This window comes from Thioclava litoralis (genome assembly GCF_045278885.1).
Lineage (GTDB): Bacteria > Pseudomonadota > Alphaproteobacteria > Rhodobacterales > Rhodobacteraceae > Thioclava > Thioclava litoralis.
On the sequence record NZ_CP135443.1, the window covers coordinates 1,105,548 to 1,129,684 of the forward strand.

The window sequence follows — 24,137 nt, forward strand, 5'->3', positions numbered from 1 at the left end:
CCGAAAAAAGGCCCGCATCTGCGGGCCTTTCCTTTTTGACCTCCCTAGATCACCCGTCCGTTCTCGACAGGCAGACACAGGGGGAGCGGTCCGGCAAAGACGTTCTGCCGATCGCTATCATTTTATTCCAGATACGTTTCTACGTATCTTTCAGGATATGTTCCGGACTAGGGAGCGCGGTGCTGGCCAGCTTCTTCGGATGAAGACCGCGCAACCTTGCTAAAGGTGCTGCGCTGAGGCCCTAAAGGGCCACAACAGTGAGGTCACGCCTGCTCGAGACGCGCGATCTCCTGCTTGATCTGCAGTTTCTGCTTCTTCATCTGGGCAATTTCGAGCCCAGGGAAGCCAGGATTTCGCGTCGCGCGCTCAACCTCGGCGGACAGAGCCTGGTGCTTCTTGCGGAGTTCGGTGATATGCGAACTAAGCGACATGGGCAGTCTCCTCTCTGTATGAGCCCTTACAGTTCAGCACGTTTTTTCGTTTCTGTCACGAATTTGTCGCGCTCTCAGGGTCACGCTCAGATTGGCCGGCGAATTATTGCAAAAATGTTAAAGTCAGATCGGCAAGTTTTGCCCAAAACGCAGTATAGACTGCGCAACTTCGCTCAAGTCCTCGGCATCCCCTGCGTGATATGCGCGTGCATGCAGAACCAGGGGCGCCAGAAGGCGAAGCGGCGTCTTTGCACCTTTTCGTGAGCTGACAATCACCCGCCCCGCATCGCGCCCCTGACGCGCTGCAATCGGCAAAATCCGAATCGCTCCGGCCCGCCCGTGCAGCGCAAAAAGGATATCATCCAGACGGTCGGCATTCTGGATCAGCACCAAATGGCCCGAGGGCTTCAGCCGCTTCAACCCTTGGCGCACCCATTCCGCCAGAGGAGTATCTTCGCGCTGCGCGGTCTCGCGCCCCGCATCCCGTGCCGCCGTTCCGTTCTGCGGCGCAAAATAGGGCGGGTTGGCAATGACATGGTCAAAGCTCATCTGCCGCAGCGCAGCGGGCATCTGCGCCAGATCGCCCTCATGCACCGTCAGCGCCAGCCCGTTGGCCTGCGCATTGCGTCGCGCCAGATCGGCATAGGCGGGCTGCACCTCCAGCCCGTGCAGCGCCACCCCCTCGACCCGCCGCCCCAGACAGAGGCTGGCCACCCCTGCCCCGCAGCCCAGTTCCAGCACGCTTTCGCCCGCCCGCGCCCCGCAGGCCGCCGCCAGCAGCACGGGGTCCATCGCCGCACGATAACCGTGGCGCGGCTGATAGATGCGCAAAGCGCCTCCGATAAAATCGTCACAGGTCAGGTCTTCGGCGGCAAACATCACTCCGGCCCGATCTCGTTATCGTCCAGCACCCTCCGCGCCCGCGCCAGATCCCCGTCCGTGACCATAAGACGACGCGGCAAAATCCCTATACTGCCTTCGAGCACGCTCATATGGACGTCCATTTCAAAGCTGTTTATACCCTCGCCGGTAAGAAGGGCTTTGGCGAAGGCCAATTTCACGGGATTTGTCGTGCGCAGAAGCTCTTTCATTCATCCTCATTAGCCTCAGGCCCTTGGCCTGTCGAGATGGGGAGAGCGGGAAGGACAAGGAACATGAGCCTCGACGACAAGGCAGTAAAACCGCATGACCGGCTTGCGCAGGCTCTGGCCGGCGACATGGAGGCGGTGAACGCCCTGATCCGCGAGAAAATGGCGTCGAAACATGCGCCGCGCATTCCGGAAGTCACCGCGCATCTGGTCGAGGCCGGCGGCAAGCGTTTGCGCCCGATGCTGACCTTGGCCGCCGCGCGCATCTGTGGCTATAACGGCCCCTATCACGTGCATCTGGCGGCGACCGTCGAATTTATCCACACCGCAACGCTGCTGCATGACGATGTGGTCGATGAAAGCGCGCAGCGCCGTGGCCGCCCGACCGCGAACCTGCTGTGGGACAATAAATCCAGCGTTCTGGTGGGCGATTACCTTTTCGCCCGCGCCTTCCAGCTGATGACCGAGCCCGACAATATGCGCGTGCTGGGCATCCTGTCGAACGCCTCTGCGGTGATTGCCGAAGGCGAGGTGCTCCAGCTGACCGCCGCGCAGGATCTCTCGACCACCGAGGATACCTATCTGCAAGTGATCCGCGGCAAGACGGCGGCGCTGTTTTCGGCAGCAACCCAAGTGGGCGGCGTTCTGGCCGAGGCTGACGAGACCGCCGAGAAGGCGCTGTTCGATTATGGCGATGCGTTGGGGATTGCCTTCCAGATGGTCGATGACCTGCTGGATTACGGCGGGGTGACCGATGTCATCGGCAAGAATACCGGCGATGATTTCCGCGAGCGCAAGCTGACCCTGCCCGTCATCAAAGCGGTGGCCGCCGCAGACCAGACCGAGCGCGCCTTCTGGAGCCGCGTCATCGAGAAGGGCGACCAGCAGGACGGCGATCTGGAACAGGCGATGGCGCTGATGGCGAAACATGGCACGCTGGCGGCGACCCGCGATGCGGCGATCCTCTGGGCGGATCAGGCGCGCGCGGCGCTGAGCGCCCTGCCCGCGCATCCGCTGCGCGACATGCTGGACGATCTGGCCGATTACGTGGTGGCCCGCGTGCGCTAAGGCACGACGATCAGGACAACATCTGCGCCGGCTGGACCCACCAGCCGGCGTTTTTCTGTGCCAGTCGGCGCGCCGCAGCTTCTGCCGCCTGCTGCGTGGCAAAGACGCCCCAGCAGGTGCTGCCCGAGCCGGAAAGATTTTGCATCAGACATCCGTCCTGATCGGCAAGCGCCTGCAGGATCTGGGTAATTTCAGGCAGATAGACGGCTGACGCCGGATCGGTCAGCACATCGGCAAAGTCATTGCCATATGCGGCAAGCCAAAGCGCGAATGCCGCGTGCCCCATCCCCAAAGGCACAGTTAATGCCACATCGGACGGTGCAGGGGCCTTACGCCCCAAAGCCTGAAACATCGCGCCTGTGGGGGTTTCGACCCTCGGATTGACCAGAACAAGCCAACATTCCGGCAGTACGGGAGCCGCGCTCAGCACCTCGCCAATGCCCCGCATGATTTGCGGCTGGGGTGCCTGCATACAGACCGGCACATCGGCCCCAAGCGCAACCGCGCATTCGGGGGTAATCGCAGGCACATCCCAAAGCCGCGCCAGAAGACGCAAGGCGACCGCCGCATCCGAAGAGCCGCCGCCAATCCCGCCACCATGCGGCAGGGTCTTGGTCAGCCGGATCCGTGCGCCCTGCATCGTGCCAGTTTCGCGCTGTAGCAGATGCGCGGCCTTCAGGACCAGATTGCGCGCATCCACCGGCACCCCTTCGGCAAAGGGGCCATCGACCTGCAAGTCCAAGCTGTCATGCGCCTCAACCGTCAGCCGGTCCCCGAAGCCTGCAAAGACCACAAGGCTTTCAAGCGTGTGATAGCCATCTGCCCGTCGCCCCGTCACCGCAAGCGACAGGTTGACCTTTGCAGGCGCTATATCCGAGAGGCTCATTGAACCGGCTGCGCCTTGAGCGGCGGTGCGCCCTCTTCCTTCAGCACGGCATCAAGGCCGACCTCCAGCTTGCGCTTGACGCGATCCATATCGACATCTTCCCCCGGCCCGAAAGCAATCGCGCGCTTCCATTGGAACTGCGCCTCGCGCTTGCGGCCCACAGCCCAGTAGGCATCGCCCAGATGGTCATTGACCAGCGGATCGACGGATTCCAGCGTGATCGCTTTCTCCATCTCTTTCACCGCCTCGCCATAGCGCCCCAGACGGAACAACGCCCAGCCCAGACTGTCGATAATATAGCCCGAATCCGGCGATGCCTTGACCGCCTGCCGGATCATCTTCAGCGCCTCGTCAAGGTTCTCGCCCTTTTCCACATAGGAGTAGCCAAGATAGTTCAGCACCGAAGGCTGGCCCGGGTTCAGCTCCAGTGCCTTGCGGAATTCTCCTTCGGCGCGATCCCATTTATCGGACCGCTCATCGGCAATACCGGCGGCATAATACACGAACCAGTCCCGCGGCTGCGGCGATTGCAGACGCGACAGCGCCTGCTGATAGGCATCGGCGGCCTCGGCAAAGCGCTGTTCACGGCGCAGCATGTCCCCCAGAGACACCCAGACGCCCGGCAATTCGGGATCGTCCTTGGCCACGCCCTGCACGACCTTGATCGCCTCATCGGCGCGATCCGCGCGCATCATGGTCTCGGCCTTGCCCAGCTCTGCCGCATAATAGACCGTGCTATCGGCGGGCACTTCATCATAGGTCGCGATGGCAAGATCATGCTGGTCTTGCTGATCCAGAATAGAAGCGGCCAACAAGGTTGCATCGACATTTTTAGGATTGAGCCATTGGGCGATGCGGGCATGGACAAGCGGAATCGTATCAGAGACATCTCCGCCCGCCAGCGCCGCCCCCACCGAATAATACAGCTCGCCCACACCTTCGCGCGCCGTGTTGGCCACATCGAAGGGCACGGTTTCCCCTGCCTCCAGACGTTTGCGCAACTGTGCAAGCTGCGGATCGAGCGACTCCCCGAACACGTCCTTGAGAAGCGCGACCGCATCGGCATCGCGATCAAGGTTGGACAGCACTTCGACATGGGCCATCACACCACGCCGCGTGGCATGGATCGCGTCCGCCGCCCCGCCCGAGAGAATTTTCTCGGCACTCTCGAAATCCCCAACCTGCGCCATCGCAAGTGCCTTGTGATAATCGGCAAAGCCCTGCAGCCCCGGCATCTTGGCCACCTGATCGAAGGCCTTGAACGCATCGCTCATATTGCCTTGGCCGACATAGACCCATGCGCGGTAAAGCTGCGTGAAAAGCGGGCCGATATTTTCCGTCCCGTTGACCAGCTTCATCGCTTCGTCATATTTGCCCTCGCCCACGGCATTGGCCAGACGGACAAGAAAGACAGGCTGGCTATCGGCGGCCTGCGCGTCGCTGGCCGCGATCTGTTCGGCAATGGCCGCCGCCTTGTCGTAATTGCCAAGGACGATCTGCGCCGTCATGGCCGATTCCGCCACGCCCATATCCACGACGCCTGCCTGAAGAAGCTGGCCGTAATAAGCCGTCGCCTGCTGGTAATCATGATCACCCGTCGCAGCGCGCGCCGCCAGATACGCCCCTGCGGGCTGCGCGGAAACCATTGGCGCCTGGACTGCGGCGAATGAAAGGGCCAACGCGCAAACCGGCGTCAATCGAAACGGCATGGATATGTCCTCTCTGATGTCTAGGCGACCCTAGCGATAGCGCATGCCGGAGGCAATGCAGGCTGAGGGCCGCCCGAGCTATGGCTACGGAAAAACACGCTTTCTTGACCGCGTGGGGCCTTTCTGGCGCGGCGTCGCGGTCAGACCAGCAGGCGTTTTCCGTCGTGACCACGGATTTTCGCCGTCAGGATCGTGCCTTCGGGCTGGTCTGTGTCGAAATGCACCTCGGTGAAGGTCTCGGTGCGGCCTGCCTGCGGCCCTTCGGTCAGGATCACCAGATCGGAGCCGACCTGACATGCAAGATGCGCCTCAAGCGCACGGTCTCCGGCCTCACGCAGACGGCGGGCACGGTCCTTGATGGCCTTGCCATTCACCGCAGGCATACGCGCGGCAGGCGTGCCCTTGCGCGCCGAATAGGGGAAGACATGCAGAAAGGTCAGCCCGCACTCATCCACCAGTTTCAGAGAGTTCTGGAACATCTCTTCGGTCTCGGTCGGGAAACCCGCAATGATATCGGCCCCAAAGACGATACCGGGCCGCAGCTTGCGCGCCTCTTCGCAGAACGCGATGGCATCATCGCGCAGGTGGCGCCGCTTCATGCGCTTGAGCACCATATCATCGCCCGCCTGCAAGGACAGATGCAGATGCGGCATCAGGCGCGGCTCGGTCGCGATGGCCAGCATCAGGTTTTCATCGGCTTCGATGGAATCAATCGAGGAAATCCGCAGGCGCGGCAGATCCGGCACCAGCTTGAGGATACGCATCACCAGATCCCCCAAGCGCGGCTCGCCCGGCAGATCCGCCCCCCAAGAGGTCAGATCGACGCCGGTCAGCACCACCTCGTTGAAGCCACGGTCGCGCAGACGCTTGATCTGCTCGACCACCACCCCCGCCGGAACAGAGCGCGAATTGCCACGGCCATAGGGGATGATGCAGAAGGTGCAGCGGTGGTCACAGCCGTTCTGCACCTGCACATAGGCGCGGTGGCGGCCAAAACCGTCAATCAGATGGCCTGCGGTCTCTTTGACCGACATGATGTCATCCACCTGAACCTTTTCGGTCTCGCCAATCAGATTAGGGACGCGCATCTGTGCCCATGTCTCGGGCAGCATTTTTTCGTGGTTGCCGATCACCTTGGTGACCTCGGCCATGCCCGCAAAAGTCTCGGGTTCGGTCTGCGCGGCGCAGCCGGTCACGATGATCGGCGCATCGGGGTTCTCGCGGGCCAATCGGCGGATCTCCTGCTTGGCCTTGCGCACGGCCTCTGCCGTCACCGCGCAGGTATTCACCACAACAGCCCCCTCGACGCCAGCGGCGGCGGCGAGTTCCTTCATCGCCTCGCTTTCATAAGCGTTCAGACGGCAACCAAGCGTGGCAAAAACTGGCGGTTTCATAGAGCACCCAGAAAATCAGAGGTCAGTTCCGCGCGGAACACAAAGGCCGTGGGGCCGGTCATCCAGACGCCATCCTCGCGCCAGTCGATCTCAAGCCGACCGCCGTCCACATCCACCGTCACCCGCCGCCCCGTGAGGCCGCGCAGATGCGCCGCCACGGCGGTCGCGCAGGTGCCAGAGCCACAAGCCAGCGTCACGCCCGCGCCACGCTCCCACACCCGCATGCGCAGATGATCGGGGGCCGTGACAGAGGCAAACTCGACATTGGTGCGCTCGGGGAAGGACGGGTGATGCTCGATCTCGGCGCCCCAGCTTTCCAGCGCGACCTTCTCGGCATCCTCGACAAAGAAGATGCAATGCGGGTTGCCCATGCCCACGGCCACCGGATCACCATCGATTCCCGTCGCCTTAGGATCGCCGTCAAAGGGAATCAAACGCGCCTCCAGAATCGGCGCCCCCATATTGACCGAGACCATCCCATTCGCGGCGCGCTTCGCCTCAAGCTGGCCACGATCGGTGGTGAAGCGCACATGGTCCTTGCCAAGCTGACCCATCATCCAGTCCGAGACACAGCGCGAGGCATTGCCACACGCCCCCGAAAGCGAGCCATCCGAATTGTAGAATTTCAGATGGAAATCGGCCTCTTGCGAGGGGCCGATCAAAGCGAGCTGATCGAAACCGACACCACGGTGCCGGTCTGCCAAGGCCTCGGCCAAAGCAGGTGTCACCGGATCGACCCCGTCACGGGCGTCAATCACGACGAAATCGTTTCCAAGGCCATGCATTTTCATGAAGGCCAATCCAGACAGGGGTAAAGACGCGTTTTTCATGAGCGCGATATACGCCCCCCGAAAACTTTTTTCCAGAGATCTCATTTTTTTTGAATTTCGCTGTTGACGCCCCCCGCACAGAGCCGTAGAAGGCGCCCACACCAGCAGGGAAGCACACAGCGAACCGGTTGGAAACGAAAGAAAGTGGGCCGTTAGCTCAGTTGGTAGAGCAACTGACTTTTAATCAGTGGGTCGCAGGTTCGAATCCTGCACGGCTCACCACTTTCCTTAATTTGACGAACGACAGAAGTTAGGCGCCTTTCGATAGATCGATTGGCGCTTTTGCTTTTTATTCTCCTGAAATCGGTAAAAAAATCCTTCGCTACTTCGGGAGGATCTGCGACAGTTATCCAAGGCGGCGGTACCGCCTATTTGCAGCAGCATAGTGGCCGACACATCCCCCCTCGACGCCAAGCGCAAATCGCGGGAACTGCTGTCTTGTAACTGCAATGCGCTTGGTATACATCGGCATACTAAAGGCTTGTGGCGACTCGGCGGGTGTTTGGCGGCCGGCGTGCAAGCGTGAAACGATAGCGACATCTAGGGACCGTCATGAGCTTGTACACAGACTACCTAACCGAGATCGAAACCCGTAAGGGCGAAGGCCTGCACCCCAAGCCCATCGATGATGGCGCGCTGGTGGCAGAGCTGATCGAGCAGATCAAAGACGAAGGCAACGCCTATCGCGAGGATTCGCTGAAGTTCTTCATCTATAACACCCTGCCGGGCACGACTTCGGCGGCGGGCGTGAAGGCGAAGTTCCTGAAGGAAATCATTCTGGGCGAGGCCGTCGTTGCCGAGATCACCCCCGATTTCGCGTTCGAACTGCTGTCGCATATGAAGGGCGGCCCGTCGATGGAAGTGCTGCTGGATCTCGCGCTTGGCGAGGATGCAGCGATTGCCGCCAAAGCGGGCGAAGTCCTGAAAACGCAGGTCTTCCTGTATGATGCCGATATGGCGCGTCTGGCCGATGCCTATAAGGCGGGCAACACCGTCGCCAAGGATGTGCTGGAAAGCTATGCCAAGGCCGAATTTTTCACCAAGCTTCCCGATGTGGAAGACGAGGTGAAACTGGTCACCTATATCGCCGCCGAAGGCGATATCTCGACCGACCTTCTGTCGCCGGGCAACCAGGCGCACTCGCGCTCGGACCGCGAGCTGCACGGCAAATGCATGATCTCGGAAGAGGCCCAGAAAGAAATCGAGGCGCTGAAAGCCCAGCACCCCGACAAGCGCGTCATGCTGATCGCGGAAAAAGGCACCATGGGTGTGGGCTCCTCGCGTATGTCGGGCGTCAATAACGTGGCGCTCTGGACCGGCAAGCCGACCTCGCCCTATGTTCCCTTCGTGAACTATGCGCCGGTTGTTGCGGGCACCAACGGCATCTCGCCGATCTTCCTGACCACCGTTGGCGTGACTGGCGGGATCGGTCTGGACCTGAAAAACTGGGTCAAGAAGGTCGATGCCGATGGCAAGCCGGTTCTGAATGAAGAAGGCAATCCGGTTCTGGAACAGAAATACTCGGTCGCCACCGGCACCGTGCTGAAAATCGACACCAAAGCGAAGAAGCTGCTGAGCGAAGACGGTCAGGTTCTGGCGGATGTCGCCTCGGCCTTCACGCCGTCGAAGGTCGAATTCATGAAGGCGGGCAGCTCTTATGCTGTGGTCTTCGGGAAGAAACTGCAAACGTTCGCGGCGGAAACGCTGGGCGTTGAGGCAGCGCCGGTCTTCGCGCCTTCGAAAGAAGTCTCGATCGAGGGTCAGGGCCTGACGGCTGTGGAAAAAATCTTCAATGCCAATGCCGTGGGTGTGGAAAAGGGCAAGACCCTGCATGCCGGTTCGGACGTGCGCGTGAAGGTCAATATCGTCGGCTCGCAAGACACCACCGGCCTGATGACCGCGCAAGAGCTGGAATCCATGGCTGCGACCGTGATCTCGCCCACCGTGGATGGCGCCTATCAGTCGGGCTGCCACACCGCCTCGGTCTGGGACAAGAAAGCGCAAGCCAATATTCCGAAGCTCATGTCCTTCATGAACAACTTCGGCGTTGTCACCGCGCGTGACCCCAAAGGCGAATACCACGCCATGACCGACGTTATCCACAAGGTGCTGAACGACATCACCGTCAGCGACTGGGATATCATCGTCGGCGGCGACAGCCACACCCGTATGTCCAAAGGCGTGGCCTTCGGTGCGGACTCGGGCACCGTTGCTCTGGCACTGGCCACCGGTGAAGCCACCATGCCGATCCCTGAATCGGTCAAGGTGACCTTCAAGGGCCAGATGAAGGACTATATGGACTTCCGCGATGTGGTTCACGCGACCCAAGCGCAGATGCTCCAGCAATTCGGCGATAACGTCTTCCAAGGCCGTATCATCGAAGTGCATATCGGCACGCTGCTGGCGGACCAAGCCTTCACCTTCACCGACTGGACCGCAGAGATGAAGGCGAAAGCCTCGATCTGTATCTCGAATGATGATGTGCTGATCGGGTCGCTGGAACTGGCGAAATCGCGTATTCAGGTGATGATCAACAAGGGCATGGATAACGAAGCCAAGACCCTGCAATGCCTGATCGACAAAGCCGACAAGCGTATCGCCGAGATCAAATCGGGCGAGAAGCCCGCGCTGAAACCCGATGCCAATGCGAAATATTTCGCCGAAGTCGTCGTGGATCTGGACCTGATCGACGAGCCGATGATCGCGGACCCCGACGTGAATAACGCCGATGTCTCGCGTCGCTACACCCATGACACCATCCGCCCCGTGTCCTATTACGGCGGCGACAAGAAGGTGGATCTGGGCTTTGTCGGCTCCTGCATGGTGCATAAAGGCGACATGAAGATCGTGGCCCAGATGCTGAAAAACCTCGAGAAAGAGGCCGGCAAGGTCGAATTCAAAGCGCCTCTGGTTGTGGCTGCACCGACCTATAACATCATCGACGAGCTGAAAGCCGAAGGTGATTGGGACATCTTGCAGAAATACTCGGGCTTCGAGTTCGACGATCTCTTCCCGAAATCGCAGGCGCGCAAAGAGTACGAAAACATCATGTATCTCGAGCGCCCCGGCTGTAACCTCTGCATGGGCAACCAGGAGAAAGCCGCGAAAGGTGACACCGTTCTGGCGACCTCGACCCGCCTGTTCCAAGGCCGCGTTGTGGAAGACACCGCCGAGAAGAAAGGCGAGTCGCTGCTGGCCTCGACCCCCGTCGTGGTTCTGTCGGCCATCCTTGGCCGCACCCCGAGCCTTGACGAATACAAGAAAGCCGTCGAGGGCATCGACCTGACCAAATTCGCTCCGCCGCTGGAAAAACCGGCTGATACGAAGTCGGTCCACTTCTAAGCTTTCGGCCAAGAGGCCTAGAAATACCAAAAGGGCGAGACAAAAGTCTCGCCCTTTTTTGATGCGCTACAACGGCAAGACAGCCATTCTACACGATGAGGCCGAGTGCCACCGCTGCTATCCGGATCTGGACGCGCTGCGGCAGATGGCGCTGGAAGGCTCGCGCAAGGCCATCACCGGGCACTCAGGCGTCGAGATGCTGAAAAAGTATGGCGGGCAAGAGCGTCAAAAGGTTCTCGCGATGAAAGCCCAAGAGGCACGGAATCGAGCATGGACAGAACAGGCACAGAACACGAATGTTTCAAAGCTTGTTTCAAAAAATCAGGAGAGGAAGAAGAGCAATGACGCAAGTCACTGATTTTGTTGGAGGCGAGTAGGAGAATCGAACTCCTGTACACGGATTTGCAATCCAATATTTTATCATTATTAAACAAACTGTTAGGCCGAAAAAGGTATCAAGACAAATCCAGAACTATCGGTGAACATGATACCGGCAAAACTGGGGGCATTCTTGCGGTTTTGACGCCGGTTTGGGGCGCTCGATGAGCCGCCATAGTTTTGACCCTGACATTGCCGCGTTGGTCGGGCTGAATGCGGCTGTGATTTTCCAGAACATCACCTTCTGGATTGAGAAGAACCAAGCCAATCGGCGCAATTTGCGAGATGGGCGCTATTGGACCTACAACTCAATCTCAGCCTTTGCCGAGTTGTTCCCCTATCTGACTGAAAAACAGATCCGCACAGCTCTGGATAAGCTGATCAAATCAGAGCTGATCCTGAAGGGAAATTTCAGCGATGACCGTTATGATCGAACGTGCTGGTATGCGTTGGGCGATTGCATTTGCCCAAATGGGCAGATCAAGCGGACCAAACGGGAAAATGATGCATTTGCCCCTGAGGGCAAGCCGTCTGCCCCTGAGGGCAAATCCTATAAGAACAGATATAAACCAAATATTAATCCATATTCTTCGCGCGGGTCGGCGGCGGATGATGAAGCAGAGAAAATCTTGGCGGCATATCCCGAAGATCGCATCCGCCGCAAAGGGGATTGCCTGTTGGCGATCCGGGAGATCCTGAGGACTGGCATCACCGCCGCCGATCTGATTGAGGCCGTTCTGGCTTATGCCAGTGAAAGCGCGGGCTTCACCCGTTCCAAGGTGTGCTTTTCGGACAACTGGCTCAGCTCTGATCGTTGGCAGCGGTATGTCCGCGATGCCCAGATTCAGCGTGAGGCTGCGAAAGCCAAAGAGGCTGAGGCGTTGAAGGGGCTGGCGGTTTGGATCACAGATCGCAGCCCGCTTTGTCGGCATATTTCGCCCAGCCAGATCACGGCGCTTTTGGCTGCTGAACTGGTGACGCCGTTGCAAATTCAGGCTGCGGGGCTTGGCTGATGGGGAAAACAGAACCGTCTTCAGTGCAAAGAGCAAGGCGACCCATGTCATACGCTGGCGCATTTGCCACGGGACCTTGCGAGGGGTGGCAAGCCTCCCCTTCGAACCCCACCGGCGGGGGCAAGCCCCACGCCAAAGCGGCCCTGACCGAGACATTTGTCTTTCGGTGCAGCGCCGCGGAAAAGGCTGAGTTGCGCGCCAAGGCCGAGGCGGCTGGCGTTCCGGCTGCGACCCTCTTGCGTGAGGCGCTTGGCCTGACGGAGGCGCGCCGCCACAAGCCAATGCCTCGCGTCGATCCGGCCCTGACGCTGGCAGTCGGTCGGATCGGCGGCAACCTCAATCAGATCGCTCGGGCTACGAACCGGGCGTTGCTGGCTGGGCGGATCGACCTCGATACGCTGGCCCTCGCACGTCAGCTCGTGGTGATCGAACGCCAGCTTGCCCAGATCCTCGATGAGGTGCGGCAATGCTGATCAAGTTCTTTCCCAACGGCAAAGGAGCGGGGGCTGGCCCTGTCGGCTATCTGATCGCGGAAGAGGTGCTGGCCTATGATGCCAACCGCGACTTGATCCGCGATGACAAGGGCCAACCGCAGACAGTTACGCGTGATCCACTGCCCGAGGTGTTGCAGGGCAACCCTGATCGCACCGAGGCACTGATTGACGCCAGTAACAACCAATGGACCTATCGCGCGGGCGTCATCAGTTTCGCCATTGAGGACGCCCCGACCGAGGCCCAGCAGGTCGAAGTCATGGATGCTTTTGAGAGGCTGTCCTTCGCCGGGATGGACCCTGAGCAATATGATATGCTCTGGGTCCGCCATACCCACGAAGATCGCGTTGAGCTGCATTTCTGCACACCCCGATTGGAGCTGACCACGGGCAACAGTCTGAATATCGCGCCGCCCGGTTATCAGGACGCTTATGACAGCCTGCGTGATTTGATGAACAAGACCCACGGTTGGGCTGATCCGATGGATCTGGAACGCGCCCAAGAGGTGCAGGTGGTGGCTGAGGCACCGACCCGCGCACAGGGGCGGGATGAGTTGCATGACTGGATCCTTGATCAGATCAGCATCGGCACCATCACCGACCGCGCCAGCATGGTCGATGCCTTGGCGGATGCGGGCTTCGACATTCCCCGCGCCAGTAAAAATTACATCACCGCCAAAGACCCGGACACCGGCGAACGCTGGCGGCTGAAAGGAGAAATTTTCAATGAAAACTGGCAAGCCACCCCGGCTGAGCGAGAAACTGAACGCAGATCTGGACTTGATCCGGCAGGAACATGCCGCCTTGATGAATTCTCAGTTGGAGAGCTTCAGGGCCGATTTCAGCGCCATTGCGACAAGCGCGCTGAATACAATCGAGACCGATATCCTCTATTTTCTGAGCGACAGCAGGAGCGAATTGCAGAGGCGGAGCGAGACGATCCGGCGTTGGCTGACGATATCGCCTTGCGTGATCGCAGGGCTGATCATGACGTGGATCGCCTCGACCATGGCGGTGAGCTGGCTCTGGATGGGGCTTATGACGCCGTCGGAGCTGACCGATCTGGGCCTGACGCGGATCGAACAGGAGGGGCAGATCTGGCTGACGTTGGATCCAGATCAGACCGAGTTGAAAACCTGCACGATGGCGGGAACACCGATCATCTGCATCGAAATCGGGGGGCAGTAAATGACGACACCCCTGACAGCCTTGGAACGCGATTTGCTCGCATCCGTCGAGCGGTTGGTGACGGCCTGCGAAACCTCAGCGCAGGAATTGCGCGCCTTGGAAGCACGCTCGACGAACGGGATCGAGAGCAAAGTGAATGGGTTGGCGCATTGCGTGGCGCTGCTGATGAAATCGCATCTCTTGTCGGTCGCCACATTGGCCGACTTGCTGAGAGAGGAACAGACCTACGAGACGCTTCAAGAGGGCTTAGAGGCCAGCTTGAAATTAGCGAAACACGCCGAACAGCGGCTGAGCGAGAACTGAATGAATGCGAACGTGGCCATAGTCATGGCCTTTGAAACGAAAGGAAAATAGATGAGTTTACCCTTTGATCACTTCACCATGTCCTACCGGCAGTCCCGCGACTATGGCATCGATTACCGAACGTTTGAAAAGGTGGCATGTTTGCCTGAAGGCGTTCCGTTGATGGCCCTTGCCGGTGTTTGGGGGGACTACAGCAACATCCGCTGTCTGTTCATTGACGAGGAAGGCAACGGGTATTGTCGAAGCATCAGCGGCAGAGGCGGCGAATACATCATTCGAGAATTGGGTCTGAACGCCAAAGATCTGGAGGTGGGGCAGATGGTTATGTCGGAGGCGCAGCCACCACACCCATGACTTGTGCCATGAAAGGTAGAAAAGTTAACTCCGGGTGGCTATGCGGAGGGCAGTAAAGGGATGGTCTAACCGTCCGAATATTAGGCCAGCTATGACCCGCCTTTTGATTTCTTGTCTATGCGCAAAGCGTTAAAACTGGGAAGTCGAGAGCGCGGCGTTAATTGACAGGTAACGCATTTAAGCCTATATTCTTCCCCATAAGGACACCAGATCGACTGTGAGGTTCCTTCCGCAACGCAAGTTGTCCAACTGGAATAGTGGATAAGGCCTAGGCCGAAGAGAGCGTCGAGATAGCCAAGGAGTTGCCTGAAAAGGTGGCTCCTTCGGTCGTTCTAGCGCCTGAAATATTTGACTTTTTTGCCTTTGAGCGCCTGGCCAATGACGACTGCAATTTTCACCTTCTGGCCGTTTTCTGGCTGTGGGCGATGATGGGCGCTTTCGACAAACAGGCGCAGTTTATGCCGGATGCCGTCGAATCTTCCCTTGTGGGGGCGAAGAGTGAAAAAGGCGGTGTAGGCTGTTCCGTCATCCAACATCATCGTGGCGTTATATGTGCCATAGTTCCGATCTGATGGCGTAAGGTAAAGGCGGTTCTGCGGCAGGATTCCAAGCAGTTCTGCCAGATCTTTTGAGGCCGCAAACCGATGCGGGCAAAATACGCGAGGGCGTATGCCGTCCATGATTTGTATCTGGCCCGCGTGCTCTGCGGTGTCAAATGTTCTGGTCCAGCAATGGCAGGAATATTCGACAAGAATATTAACGCGGTCGCCCTTGGGCAAATCGACCGTCAATATATGTGGCGCGAGGTGAGCGACATGCAGGCGGGTGCTGTCGATTACCTGCGGCGTTATTGCCGCGCCGCTGGTATCGGTCAGGGTGCCGTCAGCCGCCACAAGATGCCGAGTCATATGTTGGCCCCAAGACGCTTGGCTTCGGTGGCTACCTGCGCCCGAAAACAGTAGATGTGGAATTCGCAGAATTTGGTCATAAGGGTACTTGTGCGGTGGCCTGATATTGCAGGTTCGCTCTGCGTTCACATGAGCGATAAACAGGCGCTATATACAGGCACCTGTTGTGCAAATCTCAGCAGAACTGTGGATTAAATGGCTTGGCCGTTTGCGAGTTTTGTTATCCTTTCATGAAGTATTGTTGCTCGGGCATCAATAAATGCAGTGTAGTTTCCGGAGATTAGTTGATCATATGGCACCAAGTGGCTGCTAAGGCGGTGACGGACTTCATCCTCTGTCGCCTTGGCATCCTTGGCGCGTTCATCAAGATAATCTTTTGGCGTTTTTGCCCCAATTTTTCGATTGGTTTTCCATGAGATCAATGCGCAGTTGAGGGCGGAATTGACCATTTGTTCCGAGAAATCGTCTGAGATCAGAGCTTTTGGGTAAACGTGATGATATTCTCGTTTTTTGACATTCTTCGCTGTAGCTTTCGCACCATCAGCAAAATCATAACCTCCCGCCGACAAAGAAACGACGATAACAGCACGCCCAAGCCGATCCTTGCGGCTTGGCCATCCTGCTCGTGAGAGTTCCGATACATCCGGTAGCGGATTTAGTTCTTCATCGAAAAGCTCCGGCAATTTTTTGGCTTTTGGGTCGGCTACAAGTTTTTTGAGACGCTTAAAGTCTGCAAATGCTCGGGTGCTGGCGGTTTTCAAATAGCGATCTGTAAAACTTGCGCGCCAAATCGCTTTTCGGATTACCGTTCGCGCCCAACCTTCTTCATCTGCACCATCCTCAGGTACGCCGGACCAAAGCGCAGCAGACAAGTAAGTAATCACTTCTGTAGGCAGCAATTTTTCGTTGAAAATTCCTTCATCCCTAAGGAAGTCAACGGATCTTGAGATTCCAAGGACCACATCATCCCATACGTCAGCAAGTTTGCCGCCAAAGCTTTTGTCGAGGTAGGTTCGCTTTAATGGAGGCTCTCCATTCAGCAGCGCGCCGACCGCAAGAACAGTATCTTCCAACCTACCATATTCAGTTGCTGCGGGAACCTTTTCACGCAAATCGTCGATCATTTCATGAAGTGAACCGCGCGCAGTTCGTTCGAGTTGGGCCACTACAATATCGAAGTCTTTCAGCGGTGTTGCCGACGTGTTCATGTTAATGAAGACATCTAGAGCCGTTTCTTGCTCTGTAGTTACGGGCAGAGAAAGAAACGGGACCATATATCCAGCCAGTCGATGACGTAGTTTGTTTATGGTGCGATCGGTAGCTTTATCGGTATCTGCTTGATCTGCCCATGCATCCATCCGTTGTTCGCCCTCGGTGCCAGGGCACAGGATTGAAACCGGGAATAACTTCCGATCATAGGTCGCTTTTGGTTCATTTGCCCATGCAGGCATGCGATTTCCAGCTTTATTGTAGTACCTTTTGACGATTTGCACATCCGGCGTATCTTCGTCTTCTAAAGATACAAAGACAGTAAAATCATCGTACAAATCATTTAGTGATTTCCACAATGCTGTCATACGCTGCTGGCCGTCTAGCAGGTTTAATTGAGGCAATCCGGAGGGTTGAGGGGCACCGGAAATCGGGCGGGAATGAAATAGCTCCTTGTCTCCAACTTCGAGTACCAACAAGGCCCCAACAGGTAGAGACGGAGTGCGAAGGATATTTTCCAAAATTCCTTCAATTTGGTTGGGGCGCCATGCTTCAAATCGCTGGAACCTCGGTAAAGTTACCTGAGCGCCACGGATCATAGCGAACCAATCTTCAACTGATTTTGAGCGTGCTTCCAATTTTTTTACCCTCGAATTAATTTAGGCAAATCAGCCTTAATATCTTTCATCAAAACAAGTTCACAGCGCACAGTTTCACCGGTGTTTCTCAACTCCAACTGGCCCACGGGAGTCGCGTCGTCCCATGCGAAACCATCAGTTAAAGCCTGTAGCAGCGCGCTCTTGTAGTCTGTATCATCATTCTGAAGATGGTCGCCCTTGGTCTCCAATGCGACGACTTCGCCATCCTCACCGGCACGCTTCACAGCGAAAAGGAAGTCAGGGTAAATCCGCCCACGCCGCCAGCCCTGAAGGCCATAGGCCCCGACTGCGTTGCGATGCCACCACTTCAGCGTAGATGCGTCATCCAGCATGACTGCGACCCGCTGTTCATCCTCGTTCAGCTCCGCCTTATAGACTGGGGCAAATAGGTTCCGCTCATCGTCCTGCATTTCGTCCATTGTTGGAGCCTCATCCCTCGCGTAACTGATGCTGATGTGCATGACGGGCTTGCTCGTCCGCGCGCTCAACGCCGCAGCGACAGCCATTTCAGACGCCGCTGCCTCTGGACTATCGGAAGCCAGGTTGTGCAGCGCCAAGACCGATCCTCGGTTGTCCCGCATTAGATAGTCCATGAGCCGACCGAAGTCGGCTCCTTTGCGGATCTTGCCTATCATAACCGATCCTCTCCGTGATCTTCGCTTTGGCGCGCATGGCGGGACGACGCGATTGCGACGCACAGGCGGTATAGTGCAATGCCTATGGAGCCTGAGCGCAGTATGAATTTTCAAAGAATTCTTCGGGACAAGTCAAGCGCAGCAAAATCTATCCATCAAGTAATTATAGCTACTTCCATGATTGCTCCTGAGCTTAATACGCCCGATTATACTGTCGGTGGGGAGTATAGTCGTGACAACAGAACCTTGGATATTTTTTAATGGGTGTGGAGAGGTCGGAATTGGGCGGTGGCGCTCGGAATTCGGATAGTGGTTGGCATAGATTGGTTAACTGGGAGAATCTTCGCTCGGTCGGCTCTTCTCCTCTGGCCTCTATATCAATTTTGATGCCATTTATTGGGTACGCTATTCTGTACAATGATCAAATAATGGCATTCATATCTGATTTGGGTGTGGGTTTGGATGGGTTTTCTCATGGGGGAGTTGTGCCTGCGGAAGGTGAAGCTATTGCTCCATCAAGTGGGTTGAGTGAATTTCTCAAGCTCAACATGATAACTCGACTCAATTTCTTCTACATGGGAGCCGTTCTGATTGGTCTTGGCACGATAATATTCAGAATTCGCGCCCCTAAAACAATTCAACGCCATCGATCAATTGAGGAATTCTTTAATAGTGAATTGGATCGAGCGTCCGCTCGAAGATTGAGGACTATGGTTTTCACAATCAAGCGCCGTAGACCTAATGTCGCATCGGATCTTATTCGGTATGCTCCGTGGTTGGATCGAGACAGTTCTCCAAGCCTCTCACTTGCATATTCTGAGGCGCGAGAGGAACAAGATCAACAGATTCATGCTGATGTTTTGAGTAGTTTTTTCAACGTGGAAAGCAGATACTGCAATCGAAAGTCAGCATTTGTAGTTTTTATACTGTATGTGATCGGGATATCTTCTGCTGCTATTCCTGGACTTTTCTTTACAGTACAAGTGCTCCTCTCCATTTTCCAGTAACTTAACGATAATACCGATTTGGAAGTGGGGAATGACACTTTCAGCCGAGCAGGTGCATCGCGGTGGTTGAGTGCGGTTCAGTTTGCGACTTTGCGTGGATTTGTCATGCCGTACCACTGCGAAGCTGCTCGAACTAATTGACGTCTGAAACCAGTTGCTAGCCAAAGAGGTTGAGGGCAACTGCATTCAATGGCGCACAGTGGTTCAACTCCCCCCAGTCTGCTGGAGGGGAGATGAGCCTCTGGCGGGAAATTGAATCAGTTGCGGTCAAGGGACGAAGGCTCCAGACCGCGCGAGACGCTGTTCACCGCAGGTGATGAAACACAGGCAGGTGACTGTGTTTCAAAGCGTCTTATCAGGAACAAAAATCGCATATTTTTGCGGGCTGGATAAGTCCTGTACCTCTGGATGCGAAAGGTGGATGAATCGCTGAGAAGTCTTATGCTGCCTTATGTTGCCGCATATGATCACAGAAGAGAAGATGGGTTCTTTGCCGATCCTTCAAAAAACACAATGAAAACATTGTCTTAAGTAGGATTTTGGAGGCGAGTACCGGAATCGAACCGGTGTACACGGATTTGCAATCCGTCTGGAAACATTGAAAACAAAGGTTTTTTTCGTAAACGGACCCCGTTTGTTCACGCCCTAGTATCAATGGGTTACGAGGCGCCTGTAAACCGCTCGGGGATCAAGACAGGGCAAATAAAAACCGTTGAGGGGGCGGCCACCCACCTCAACGGCAATTGGAAAATCTTCTTCAGAGCACCCTACCAGAGCTTCCCTCTCAGAGCAATCTCGGGAGGTCGCCATGTCTGAGTTGCCGCGCTTCTGTACGATCAAGCTGCAATACCTCCAGGAGCTTGTCTTGGACCACGATCTCAGCGATGGCGCGCTGAGGGTGGCGCTCTATCTGGCCGTTTCCCATGCCGATCATGACACAGGCGAGTCTTTCCCGACATTCGCCACGATCGGCAGCGCAATTGGCAAATGCGCCAAAAGCGTGAAGCGTGCCATCAACGCTCTTGAAGCTGCCGGGTACCTGATCGTCCAGAGAGGAACCAACAAGGGTTCGTCTTCTCGCTATCGCCCCACAGAAGCGGTCATGCGTCGAGCTGCCGAGCGACGTCGTGAGGGGGACAAACTTGTCCCTCTAAAGCAGGGCAAAGGGGGACATTCCTGTCCTGATAGAGGGACAGACCTGTCCGTCACAGCGGGACAGAAATGTCCCCCGAACAGAGAACAAGAATTTAGAAAAGAACCGCAGCGTGCTGCCACGCCGGATTTGCCTGAGAGGGGGCAATCCGGCAAGGCAGACGCCGCAACGGGTGGCCTGACGTTCGTTCCTCGCGACATATGCTTTGCGCGCGATTGGGATGACCGCCTGTCGCGAGAGGGCTTGGCCTCATTGGAGCGATGTCTCCCGATATCCGATCACGGGCGTCACCGAGGTTTCTGGCTCCCAGGTCGAACGCCCGCGCCGGAAGGGAGCGCTCGATGGCGGGAGCAGCTCCAATCCCTGCGTGACTTGATCCGCAGGGAAGGCCGATCTCATCTGACCTTCGCCAGCCCGGGCTATGAAGAGTTTGCGCCTCGCCGCTTTGTTGCCTGCGCAGGAGCTGTGATATGACAGATCCACAGCAACGTGTCCGCTTTGATCAAAAGACAGCAAGGTCACCCGTGTTGCACACGGGACCATGCGAGGGGCCTGCCGCCCCTTCGAACCCCGCCAAGAGCAGGACGCCCAAATACGCCGAGCCGTTGACCGAAACCATCGCGTTCCGATGCTCTGCTTCGGAGAAGGCCCGCCTTGAGGTGGAAGCCCGCAGCGCCCGGCGTCCGCTCGCCGAGTTGCTTCGGGAGCGGTTGCCATTGGTGCGCTCCGGTCATCGGAAGGTGGTTCCCGAGGCCGACCCGGATCTGCTGGTCGCCCTGTCGCGTATCGGGGCCAACCTCAACCAGATGGCCCGTGCGCTCAACGCGGCGCGCAAGCTCGAGGTCTACGATCGGCTGGATACGTTGGCCATCGCTGCCAGCTTGGTCGCCATCGAGCGAAAGCTGGACGGCCTGCGGGAGGACGGACGCTCATGATGGTGAAGTTCTTTCCCCATGGCCAGGGACCGGCTGCCCCCGCCGTTGCCTACTTGGTCGCCGAGACGGTGAAGGCCTACGACGAGCACCGGAACGCGATCCGGGACGAGCGCGGGCAGCAGGTCTGGGATCGGCGTGCCACGTTGCCCGAGGTCGTCGAAGGTACGCCTGCGAGGATGCAGGCGCTCATCGACGCGGTACCGCACCAGTGGCGCTACAAGAGCGGTGTCATCAGCTTCGCCGCCGAGGACGCGCCGACCGAAGAGCAGCAGCGTGCCGTCATCCAGCGCTTCGAGGACTTCGCCTGCGCCGGGCTGGAGGCCGACCAGTTCGACATGCTCTGGGTACGCCACACCCACGCCGGTCGCGTCGAGCTGCACTTCCTGATGCCCCGCATGGAGCTGTCGACCCGCAAGAGCCTGAATATCGCGCCGCCCGGCCACGAGGCGGCCTTCAGTGCCTTCGTGGATCTGGAGAACCGACGGCACGGCTGGGCCGATCCGCTCGACCCGGCGCGCGCCCGGCAAACGCAGGCCCTGTCGGAGGAACCCGCCCGCGCCGCCACGCGCGAGCAGCTGAACGCCTGGATCGACGGCCAGATCGCGATCGGCGCGATCCGGGACCGCGCGTCGATGATCGAGGCGCTGACCGAGATTGGCTTCGAGCTGCCCCGCAAGGGCAAGGCCTACCTCACCATACTCGACCCGGACAGCGGGGAGCGCTGGCGTCTGAAAGGAGCGATCTTTGATGAAAACTGGACCGCAGAGCAAACTCAACCGGCGCATCCAGGCGAATATGGACAGCCTGCTGGCCTCTCAGCTCGACTCGCTGGAATCCCAGTTGCAGAGCTTGAGCGGCGCGTGGACGCAGAGCGCCAGAAGCGCCTTCTCTACAATCACGAGAGATACGGCCGGGTTCGAGCGCCAGACCCGGCAATGGCTAAACCGCCTGAACAGCGAGACGGTCGAGACCCTGAACGCGGTCGAGGAGCGGATCGAAGCGCTTCAGGCGCGCAGCCTGAGGCTCGACCGGCTGCTGACCCGGCACACGCTGGCGCGGGTGGCACTGGTGGGCGGAGTGATGGCCGCACTGACACTCAGCGGGTCGTTCGTGGCGGTGACGATGATGATCGCCGCCCGACAGCCCCCGCCGACGCTACAGCTGCAACCGCCCGAGGCGCTGCTGGGCAGCCGGACGATCCGGGGCGTGGGCGGCCTTGGCGAATTGATCGTCCTGCCGCCCGGCCTCGTGCCGACACGCTGTCCGCTGGGGGCCGGGGCTGGGCGCATCTGTCTTCAGCGAGAGGAGTAGAAAATGACCCTGACGAACTTGGAGCGCGAGTTGCTGTCCTGCGTCGAAGAGCTCGGCAAAGGCGTGGAAGACTGCATGAGGAGATTGATCGAGCAAGAGAGATCGCTCGCGCGCTTGCAGAAGGAGTTGCACGAGTCCTTGAACGGCTTGGAGCAGTCTTTACAGGCCACGGAACCAAAGCCGGAGCCGGAGCCGGAGGCAAAACAGCCGCGCGGGTTCCGGTTCAGGAGGTGAAAGTCGATCCAGACCTCCCCCCACCAAGGCGGCGCGCTACCAGCCCGAGTAGCTCGCCTCAAGATGGGCCTTAGTCACCTTAAATCAGCAAGGAGGCCACTTCATGGTCAGGTCAACCAAGTCAGCGAAACGTGCTCAAGAGGCACGAACGACACAGAACGCGATCCGAGAGATTTTTGGCAGCACTTTTCTCCTCATCGAGAACACCCGTGCGCACCACCTCAATCCGCCCGGAAAATCCGATGCGCTGGAGTTGCTTCTGGACTCTTTGCCGCCGGTTCTTGAACATTGCCGGACCGTCACACGCTGCAAAGCTCTGAAAAAGGACGGAGCGGTGGTGATCGATAGCGAGGCCCAAGAGGGGTCGATCCGCATCGCAGCACGAGACGACGGAACTTACGACCTTCATGTGGAGCTTCCGTCGGCACGCTCCTACGAGGACGCCCTCTCGATCAACATGGTGATCATGAAAGTGCTGGCCTATGATCTGCGCCCCATGGAACGCATGGAGTTCGAACTCGACGAGGAAGCTTTCTTTGCTGAAATCGAAAGGCTCTACGGCAAGGGAGAAACAGGTTGATATGATTGGTCAGGTTCCCCCAGAGGCCCTGCTCCTTGCGATCGAAGCCGCAGAAGCTGGGCCGCAAATTTCCGACCTGGAAGATGCTCCGCTCCTTCAGAACTGGTTCTTTATCAAGCGCGAGGGTGACGCCATCCGCGCTGAAGGAGACCTGAGCGGCCACCCAACGATTTCTGATCCATGGGTCACGACGTCGCCAGTGATCGGTTTCCATTACGATTTCGGTACTTCAAAAGGTTGGCTTCGATCCTTCAGCCGCTGGTATCGGCTTGGTGCTGTGTGCGAAGTGGTCGGGGACATCCCAGGACCGGAGGGCGCTGTAGGTCGAGCGCTGGCTGCGACGGCGGCCCGTCTGGAGACACATCGAAATATCTGGCGAGAAGGGGCGCAGCGCAAATGTATCACACCTTGACACATGCATCACGTCGTGATACATACCTATCATGATCCAGAGCGCCAAGGGCAAACTTGCCACGAACGCCTTGCAAGGAAAGTACGGTAAAGGGTTTCCCGCCGATCTCGTGAAGCGCACGAGGGCAATGCTCACGGCGCTGAACGCGGCTGTTGCGGTGGAAGACCTACGCTTCCCTCCTGGCAACAACCTCGAGGAACTGAAGGGAGATCGTGCCGGGCAGCACTCGGTGCGGATCAACGGCCAATGGCGCATCTGCTTCGTCTGGACTCCGAAAGGACCAGCCGAAGTGGAGATCGTCGATTACCACTGAAAGGAGACGTCATGAGTTTGCTTCACGATCCGATGCACCCCGGCGAAGTCCTGAAAGAGCTGTATCTTGATCCGCTCGATATCGGCGCGATCGGACTGGCCCGTCGACTCGGCGTTCCGCGGACCCGTATCGAACGGCTGGTTAAGGGTGCGACGAGCATGACGCCGGACACGGCGCTGCGCCTTGCTCGCGTATTCAACACGACCCCAGAATACTGGATGAACATGCAGACCAATTTCGACATGCACGCCGCCATCCAGCAGATTGACGTGTCCGAAATCGAACCTTTGGTGGCCTGAGCGGGGA

At 57.9% G+C, this 24,137-nt stretch carries 27 protein-coding genes and 1 tRNA gene; 17 read left to right on the forward strand and 11 right to left on the reverse strand.

What is annotated here, in order from left to right; all coding sequences use genetic code 11:
* Positions 1-263: 263 nt before the first annotated feature.
* The 3 genes from RPE78_RS05480 to RPE78_RS05490 form a co-directional block, all read right to left on the reverse strand.
* Complete coding sequence (locus tag RPE78_RS05480) at positions 264-431, reverse strand: YdcH family protein (protein WP_339108484.1); 168 nt, start codon at positions 429-431, stop codon at positions 264-266.
* A gap of 123 nt (positions 432-554) precedes the next feature.
* Positions 555-1,310 carry a methyltransferase gene (locus RPE78_RS05485; RefSeq protein WP_339108485.1) on the reverse strand — a complete coding sequence of 252 codons (756 nt, stop codon included), beginning with the start codon at positions 1,308-1,310 and terminating at the stop codon, positions 555-557.
* Positions 1,310-1,522: a DUF2007 domain-containing protein gene (locus RPE78_RS05490; protein WP_339108486.1), complete on the reverse strand. Its 213-nt coding sequence runs from the start codon at positions 1,520-1,522 to the stop codon at positions 1,310-1,312. Before RPE78_RS05490 ends, RPE78_RS05485 begins: the two co-directional genes overlap by 1 nt.
* 63 nt (positions 1,523-1,585) lie before the next feature.
* On the opposite strand from RPE78_RS05490, the gene RPE78_RS05495 reads away from it, so the two are divergent.
* Entirely contained in the window at positions 1,586-2,587 is a 1,002-nt protein-coding gene (locus RPE78_RS05495; RefSeq protein WP_406721439.1) for a polyprenyl synthetase family protein, read from the forward strand.
* Between the two features lie 10 nt (positions 2,588-2,597).
* Here the strand turns inward: RPE78_RS05495 and RPE78_RS05500 are convergent, their stop codons facing one another.
* The 4 genes from RPE78_RS05500 to dapF form a co-directional block, all read right to left on the reverse strand.
* Entirely contained in the window at positions 2,598-3,473 is an 876-nt protein-coding gene (locus RPE78_RS05500; RefSeq protein WP_406721440.1) for a 4-(cytidine 5'-diphospho)-2-C-methyl-D-erythritol kinase, read from the reverse strand.
* The gene (locus tag RPE78_RS05505; RefSeq protein WP_406721441.1) at positions 3,470-5,119 is read right to left on the reverse strand and encodes a tetratricopeptide repeat protein; all 1,650 of its coding nucleotides are present in this window, start codon (positions 5,117-5,119) and stop codon (positions 3,470-3,472) included. Before RPE78_RS05505 ends, RPE78_RS05500 begins: the two co-directional genes overlap by 4 nt.
* A 203-nt stretch (positions 5,120-5,322) precedes the next feature.
* The gene (mtaB, locus tag RPE78_RS05510) at positions 5,323-6,576 is read right to left on the reverse strand and encodes a tRNA (N(6)-L-threonylcarbamoyladenosine(37)-C(2))-methylthiotransferase MtaB (RefSeq protein ID WP_339108490.1); all 1,254 of its coding nucleotides are present in this window, start codon (positions 6,574-6,576) and stop codon (positions 5,323-5,325) included.
* Entirely contained in the window at positions 6,573-7,367 is a 795-nt protein-coding gene (gene dapF / locus RPE78_RS05515) for a diaminopimelate epimerase (protein ID WP_406721442.1), read from the reverse strand. The genes mtaB and dapF overlap by 4 nt, the downstream gene beginning before the upstream one ends.
* A 185-nt stretch (positions 7,368-7,552) precedes the next feature.
* On the opposite strand from dapF, the gene RPE78_RS05520 reads away from it, so the two are divergent.
* From RPE78_RS05520 to RPE78_RS05550, 7 genes are all read left to right on the forward strand, one after another.
* Positions 7,553-7,628 (forward strand) — tRNA-Lys (locus tag RPE78_RS05520).
* 330 nt (positions 7,629-7,958) lie between these two features.
* On the forward strand, positions 7,959-10,748 hold the full coding sequence (locus RPE78_RS05525) for a bifunctional aconitate hydratase 2/2-methylisocitrate dehydratase (protein WP_406721443.1): 2,790 nt from the start codon (positions 7,959-7,961) through the stop codon (positions 10,746-10,748).
* A gap of 58 nt (positions 10,749-10,806) precedes the next feature.
* Positions 10,807-11,106: a hypothetical protein gene (locus RPE78_RS05530; RefSeq protein ID WP_406721444.1), complete on the forward strand. Its 300-nt coding sequence runs from the start codon at positions 10,807-10,809 to the stop codon at positions 11,104-11,106.
* A 184-nt stretch (positions 11,107-11,290) separates the two neighbouring features.
* On the forward strand, positions 11,291-12,139 hold the full coding sequence (locus RPE78_RS05535) for a hypothetical protein (protein ID WP_406721445.1): 849 nt from the start codon (positions 11,291-11,293) through the stop codon (positions 12,137-12,139).
* A 44-nt stretch (positions 12,140-12,183) separates the two neighbouring features.
* Positions 12,184-12,612: a plasmid mobilization protein gene (locus tag RPE78_RS05540; protein ID WP_406721446.1), complete on the forward strand. Its 429-nt coding sequence runs from the start codon at positions 12,184-12,186 to the stop codon at positions 12,610-12,612.
* Positions 12,606-14,156 (forward strand): mobilization relaxase, encoded by a 1,551-nt coding sequence (locus RPE78_RS05545; protein ID WP_406721447.1) that lies wholly within the window; start codon positions 12,606-12,608, stop codon positions 14,154-14,156. Before RPE78_RS05540 ends, RPE78_RS05545 begins: the two co-directional genes overlap by 7 nt.
* Before the next feature lie 16 nt (positions 14,157-14,172).
* Positions 14,173-14,475, forward strand: a complete 303-nt coding sequence (locus tag RPE78_RS05550; RefSeq protein ID WP_259811783.1) for a hypothetical protein — start codon at positions 14,173-14,175, stop codon at positions 14,473-14,475.
* A gap of 332 nt (positions 14,476-14,807) precedes the next feature.
* Here the strand turns inward: RPE78_RS05550 and RPE78_RS05555 are convergent, their stop codons facing one another.
* The 3 genes from RPE78_RS05555 to RPE78_RS05565 all read right to left on the reverse strand — a co-directional run bounded on the left by RPE78_RS05555 (position 14,808) and on the right by RPE78_RS05565 (position 17,886).
* Positions 14,808-15,383, reverse strand: a complete 576-nt coding sequence (locus RPE78_RS05555; RefSeq protein WP_406721448.1) for a hypothetical protein — start codon at positions 15,381-15,383, stop codon at positions 14,808-14,810.
* 191 nt (positions 15,384-15,574) lie between these two features.
* Positions 15,575-17,230, reverse strand: a complete 1,656-nt coding sequence (locus tag RPE78_RS05560) for a DUF262 domain-containing protein (protein WP_406721449.1) — start codon at positions 17,228-17,230, stop codon at positions 15,575-15,577.
* Between the two features lie 5 nt (positions 17,231-17,235).
* Entirely contained in the window at positions 17,236-17,886 is a 651-nt protein-coding gene (locus RPE78_RS05565; RefSeq protein WP_406721450.1) for a relaxase/mobilization nuclease domain-containing protein, read from the reverse strand.
* Between the two features lie 428 nt (positions 17,887-18,314).
* Between RPE78_RS05565 and RPE78_RS05570 the strand changes: the two genes are divergently transcribed.
* The 3 genes from RPE78_RS05570 to RPE78_RS05580 all read left to right on the forward strand — a co-directional run bounded on the left by RPE78_RS05570 (position 18,315) and on the right by RPE78_RS05580 (position 20,981).
* Positions 18,315-18,893: a hypothetical protein gene (locus tag RPE78_RS05570; protein WP_406721451.1), complete on the forward strand. Its 579-nt coding sequence runs from the start codon at positions 18,315-18,317 to the stop codon at positions 18,891-18,893.
* Positions 18,894-19,701: 808 nt separating this feature from the next.
* Positions 19,702-20,520, forward strand: a complete 819-nt coding sequence (locus tag RPE78_RS05575) for a helix-turn-helix domain-containing protein (protein WP_406721452.1) — start codon at positions 19,702-19,704, stop codon at positions 20,518-20,520.
* A complete protein-coding gene (locus RPE78_RS05580; RefSeq protein WP_406721453.1) occupies positions 20,517-20,981 on the forward strand; it encodes a plasmid mobilization protein in 465 nt (154 codons plus the stop codon). Before RPE78_RS05575 ends, RPE78_RS05580 begins: the two co-directional genes overlap by 4 nt.
* Here the strand turns inward: RPE78_RS05580 and RPE78_RS05585 are convergent.
* A complete protein-coding gene (locus tag RPE78_RS05585; RefSeq protein WP_406721454.1) occupies positions 20,891-21,757 on the reverse strand; it encodes a hypothetical protein in 867 nt (288 codons plus the stop codon). The two genes, RPE78_RS05580 and RPE78_RS05585, sit on opposite strands and share 91 nt — an antisense overlap.
* Here RPE78_RS05585 and RPE78_RS05590 point away from each other — a divergent pair.
* The 6 genes from RPE78_RS05590 (at position 21,729) to RPE78_RS05615 (ending at position 24,130) form a co-directional block, all read left to right on the forward strand.
* The gene (locus RPE78_RS05590; protein WP_406721455.1) at positions 21,729-22,292 is read left to right on the forward strand and encodes a hypothetical protein; all 564 of its coding nucleotides are present in this window, start codon (positions 21,729-21,731) and stop codon (positions 22,290-22,292) included. The two genes, RPE78_RS05585 and RPE78_RS05590, sit on opposite strands and share 29 nt — an antisense overlap.
* Before the next feature lie 3 nt (positions 22,293-22,295).
* Positions 22,296-22,526: a hypothetical protein gene (locus tag RPE78_RS05595; RefSeq protein WP_406721456.1), complete on the forward strand. Its 231-nt coding sequence runs from the start codon at positions 22,296-22,298 to the stop codon at positions 22,524-22,526.
* A gap of 103 nt (positions 22,527-22,629) precedes the next feature.
* Positions 22,630-23,106, forward strand: a complete 477-nt coding sequence (locus tag RPE78_RS05600) for a hypothetical protein (protein ID WP_406721457.1) — start codon at positions 22,630-22,632, stop codon at positions 23,104-23,106.
* Positions 23,063-23,518, forward strand: coding sequence for a DUF6634 family protein (locus RPE78_RS05605; protein ID WP_406721458.1), 456 nt, complete (start codon positions 23,063-23,065; stop codon positions 23,516-23,518). Before RPE78_RS05600 ends, RPE78_RS05605 begins: the two co-directional genes overlap by 44 nt.
* A 31-nt stretch (positions 23,519-23,549) precedes the next feature.
* On the forward strand, positions 23,550-23,831 hold the full coding sequence (locus RPE78_RS05610; RefSeq protein WP_406721459.1) for a type II toxin-antitoxin system RelE/ParE family toxin: 282 nt from the start codon (positions 23,550-23,552) through the stop codon (positions 23,829-23,831).
* A gap of 11 nt (positions 23,832-23,842) precedes the next feature.
* Complete coding sequence (locus RPE78_RS05615; RefSeq protein WP_043751556.1) at positions 23,843-24,130, forward strand: HigA family addiction module antitoxin; 288 nt, start codon at positions 23,843-23,845, stop codon at positions 24,128-24,130.
* Positions 24,131-24,137: the final 7 nt, after the last annotated feature.